The organism is Nocardiopsis listeri, assembly GCF_020741345.1.
Taxonomy (GTDB): domain Bacteria; phylum Actinomycetota; class Actinomycetes; order Streptosporangiales; family Streptosporangiaceae; genus Nocardiopsis; species Nocardiopsis listeri_A.
Genome location: NZ_DYZD01000296.1, coordinates 1 through 3,113, shown reverse-complemented (window position 1 = coordinate 3,113; position 3,113 = coordinate 1). Strand labels below are relative to the sequence as shown.

Sequence of the window (3,113 nt, the reverse complement as noted above, 5' to 3'; positions counted from 1 at the left end):
AGGCCCGAGCGGCGATGTAGCGCTCGTCCCGCTCGACGGCGGTAGCGAGGGCCTTCTCCAGGGCCTTCGCCGCCTCGTCGAAGCGGCCGGTCACGCTGAGGGTCGTCCCGAAGTCGGTGAGGATTTCCGCGTCACCGCTGCGGTCGCCACTTTCCTCCGCCAGTTCGAGAGCCTTCACATGGGCGGCGACGGCCGACTCGAACCTTCCCACGGCACGGTGCGCGACCCCGAACGAGTTGTGCACGAAGATCAGGTTCCCGACCAGTTGAAGTCGCGTGGACAGCTCCAGCGCCTCTTCCAGGTCCCCGAAGGCACGGTCGTACTGTTCGAGTCCCACACGTGCCTCACCCATGACCCGCTTCACATAGGCCCGGCCCTCCTCCTGGGAACCACCCATGGAGGTCTTGAGTGCTCGTTCGGCACAACGCAACGCCTCCTCGTGGTCGCCCAGGGTTTGACGCAGGACCGCGAGGTTTCCCCACTGCAGGGCCTCGACCCTCGGGTCCTCGGTGGCCGCCGCGTGAGCCAACACCCCCTGGATCGCCTCGGCCGAATCCCGGAACCTTCCCACGCGTTCATAGACCATGGCGAGGTTGGAGAGCGCCCGGACCATGCCCCACTCGTCCTCGACCACTTCCAGGATGGTCTTGGCCTCGGTCAACATCTCCAGGGAGCGATCGAAGGAACCCGCGATGTAGTAGGCGATACCCATCCCGATCAGGGTGACCGCGCGTCCACGTTCGTGTCCGCTTCCGTCGTTGGCGGCGAGGACACGTTCGTGGAGGGACAGGATCATCCCGGACCTTCCACGTATCGTGTAGAACTTCCAGGTCGAATCGGCGAGTCGCCAGGCATCCTCTGCACGTTCCTGTGAGGCGAAGTACTCGACGACCTCCGCGATGTGGTCCTGATGGAGCTCGAACCATTCCTCGGCCTCGACCCGGTCGTTCAGCTCCGGGCTGTACCGAGACGGCTTGAGGGGTTTCTCGCCGCTGTGACGTGGTCCGCCGAGAAGTTCCGCCGCCCGAGCGGTGGTCGCGGTGAAGTAGTCGGCGTGGGCTTCTCGGGCACGGTCGAACTCCTTGGCCCCGAGGTCCGTCCTCGCTCTCTGCGAGGCGAAGACGTGGATCAGGTCGTGGAACCGATAGACGTCCGCGTGGGGTTCGTCCAGCAGACAGACGCTCACCAGGTCCTGAAGCACCTCGTCGGCCTCCACCGGGGAGAGCGCGAGGAGGGTGGCGGCCCCGTGAAGGTCGATGTTGCGACCGAAGGCCGCGCTGAGCAGGAGGAAGGCCCGGTGCAGCTCCGGGTTGAGACTGCGGTAGGAGAGGTCGATGGCCGCCTCGACGCTCTGCCCGTCCACCTGGAGTTCCCGGAACTGGCGGTTCTGCTCGCTCAGGCGCCGCACCACGTGCGCGAAGGTCCATCGGGGTCGGCTCATCATCCGTCCGGCCACCACCCTCAGCGCCAGCGGCAGGCCTCCGCACAGCCTGGCGACCTCCTTGGCCTGTTCGGGTTCCTGGGCGACCTTGTCCTCGCCCAGTACACGGGCGAAGAGTTCCAGGGAGGACTTCTTCTCCAGGACGTTCAGGGAGATGTACCGAGCGCCGCTGAGTCCCGCCAGGTCGTTGCGCGAGGTGACCAGGGTCAGTGATCCGGGGGAGGCGGCCAGGAGCGGGGCGACCTGGGAGTAGGTGACGGCGTTGTCGAGAACCGTCAGGACCCGACGTCCCATGAGGGTGGCCCGCCACAGCGCGGAACGCTCGTCCAGGGACTCGGGGACCTCGTCCGGGTCCACTCCCACCGCGCGAAGCAAGGCACCCAGAGCGGCGTGAGGGTCCAAAGGCTCCTTGTCCAGGGTGTAGCCGTAGAGGTCGATGAACAGCTGGCCGTCCGTGTACTCATCGGCCAGTTCGTGACCCGCCCGAACCGCGACGGTCGTCTTGCCGACACCGCCGGTCCCGGTGATGACGCAGATCTTGGCCCGTTTCTCGTCATGGGCGGTCAGCTCCAGGACCTGGGTGAGGGAGCCCTCCCGGCCGGCGAAGTCGGGGATGTCCCGGGGCAGGTCGTTACGGACGACGAAGCCGTCCTCCCTGTTCAACACCAGCGAACCGATCCCCTTGGCCGGTGTCCTCTCGACGGTGTCCGCCCGCAGGATCTGCGTGTGCAGGGCCATCAGTTCGGGGTCCGGATCGACCCCCAGCTCCTCCGCGAGTCGAGAGCGGATCGCCTCGTAGGCGGACAGCGCGGCGGCCCGTTCACCGCTCGCCCAAAGGGCGGTGATGAACAGGTGCTGGATCCGTTCTCGCAGTTCCTCTTGTCGGGCGACGGGGGTCAGGTAGGCGACGACCTCTTTGGCCCGACCCAGTTCGAGCGCGCATTCGGCCCACTCGGCCACGGCCGCCCAGCGCTCTTCGAGCATCGGGGACACGACCGAGTAGAGGAGGTGTTCCGACCCGACGCCCGAGAAGGGGACCCCCCGCCAGGACTCAAGGGCCTTGGACAACCGCGTCATGGTCTCCGGGGTGGAGGCCCCCTCGGCCGACTCCCGCAGTCGACGGAACCTGTGCAGGTCGACACGCTCCGGATCGAGATCCGCCAGGTAGCCACCGGAGGTCGTTTTGATCAACCCGGGAAAGGAACGACGCAGGTGAGAGATCTGCACCTGGATCACCGAACGCGCGGTGCGAGGTGGGTCGTCGTTCCACAGGTAGCTGATCAATTGGTCGAAAGTCACCTCTCGACCGACGTACACCAGGAGCACTCCCAGGACACAACGTTGTCGTGGTCCACCTACGGGAAGGGATCTTCCGTCCGACCACGCGGCAATGGGGCCAAGCACGCCGAAATCCACAAGTAGCAACCCTAGCAAGCCGCCACTCGTGGAAAAGGAATATGGGGAGCCCGCTCGTTCCGAGTACCCCCCTCCAGTCGGTACTCGGAACGGACGGCCCCCGGAGGGGAGGACTACTCGTCCTCCTTGCCCTCCTTCTCCTCTTCGGCTTCCTTGGGAGCGCCCTCCTTCGGGGTGGGCTCCTCCATGGGCTGCATCTTGGCCCCGGGGGTCGCACCCGCCACGATCGCCTCGAACCGCTCGTCCACCGTCAGCA

Annotated in this window: 1 protein-coding gene; it reads right to left on the bottom strand. The window is 66.4% G+C overall.

Annotated elements, in window-relative coordinates; genetic code table 11:
- Positions 1–2,740, bottom strand: a 2,740-nt coding sequence (locus K8V84_RS15885; protein WP_304075651.1) for a BTAD domain-containing putative transcriptional regulator, incomplete at its 3' end; no start/stop codon positions are given.
- Between the last annotated feature and the right edge of the window lie 373 nt (positions 2,741–3,113).